Genomic DNA, 225 nt, shown 5'->3' on the forward strand with positions numbered 1-225 from the left:
CTATAGTATATATTAAAATATTTATCTTACTATTATCTACCTAATAAAATCCAACAAAGTAGTCTGTATTATCTTAGTAGATGACATTAACGCTGCATTATAAACCATTTCCTGAGATTTCATTTTCATAATTACTTCTGCAACATCAATATCTTCATTTTGAGACATCAAATCAGTAAAGTTAACTTTATCATCTTCCAAACGATTAATCGAATGGATTTAACG

The 225-nt window shown here is 26.7% G+C and carries 1 protein-coding gene; it reads right to left on the reverse strand.

Going from position 1 to position 225, the window contains the following annotated elements:
• Positions 1–36: 36 nt before the first annotated feature.
• The gene (locus AACQ14_RS23720) at positions 37–201 is read right to left on the reverse strand and encodes a hypothetical protein (protein ID WP_339366015.1); all 165 of its coding nucleotides are present in this window, start codon (positions 199–201) and stop codon (positions 37–39) included.
• Positions 202–225: the final 24 nt, after the last annotated feature.

It is taken from the genome of Vallitalea maricola, from assembly GCF_036985595.1.
Classification (GTDB): Bacteria; Bacillota; Clostridia; order Lachnospirales; family Vallitaleaceae; genus Vallitalea; species Vallitalea maricola.